General features: G+C 47.3%; 1 protein-coding gene. It reads left to right on the top strand.

Going from position 1 to position 875, the window contains the following annotated elements; genetic code table 11:
• Positions 1-875 (top strand): methylmalonyl-CoA mutase family protein (locus ACQ93I_RS17205; RefSeq protein WP_431699608.1); only part of this gene is annotated, 875 nt, incomplete at both ends.

Below are 875 nucleotides of genomic sequence, written 5' to 3'. Positions count from 1 at the left end.
CTTTCTGTAGCCTTCGATCTTCCTACTCACCGCGGTTACGACAGTGACCACGAAAGAGTGGTGGGAGATGTTGGTAAAGCAGGGGTTGCCATAGACTCGGTAGAAGACATGAAGGTGCTCTTTGACCAGATCCCGCTAGACCAGATGTCGGTTTCCATGACCATGAACGGGGCAGTACTTCCGGTGCTTGCGTTTTATATAGTTGCCGCTGAAGAACAGGGTGTAAAACCTGAACTGCTTTCAGGAACCATTCAAAATGACATTTTAAAGGAGTTTATGGTAAGGAATACTTACATCTATCCTCCTACTCCTTCGATGAAGATCATTTCTGATATTTTTGAATATACTTCCAAAAATATGCCTCGCTTCAACAGCATTAGTATCTCTGGATACCACATGCAGGAAGCAGGTGCTACCAGTGAGATTGAACTCGCATATACATTAGCCGACGGACTCGAATACATCAGGAAAGGTCTTGAAGCCGGAATGGATATAGACAGCTTTGCACCAAGATTATCATTCTTCTGGGCCATAGGGCTCGATCATTTTACCGAGATCGCCAAAATGCGTGCAGCCAGGATGCTGTGGGCAAAACTGGTAAAACAGTTTAACCCGAAGAACGAAAAATCTCTTGCGCTTAGAACCCACAGCCAAACCAGCGGCTGGAGTTTAACCGAGCAGGATCCTTTCAACAACGTGGCACGTACCTCTATAGAAGCCGCAGCTGCTGCTTTTGGTGGTACCCAGAGTTTGCACACCAATGCCCTTGATGAGGCTATCGCTCTACCTACAGATTTCTCTGCAAGGATTGCCAGGAACACCCAGCTGCACCTGCAACAGGAAACCCAGATCACCAGGACTGTAGATCCATGGGC

This window comes from Salinimicrobium sp. WS361 (genome assembly GCF_050750585.1).
Classification (GTDB): domain Bacteria; phylum Bacteroidota; class Bacteroidia; order Flavobacteriales; family Flavobacteriaceae; genus Salinimicrobium.
The sequence above is the reverse complement of the archived record's forward strand: the minus strand, read 5'-3'. Positions and strand labels throughout refer to the sequence as shown.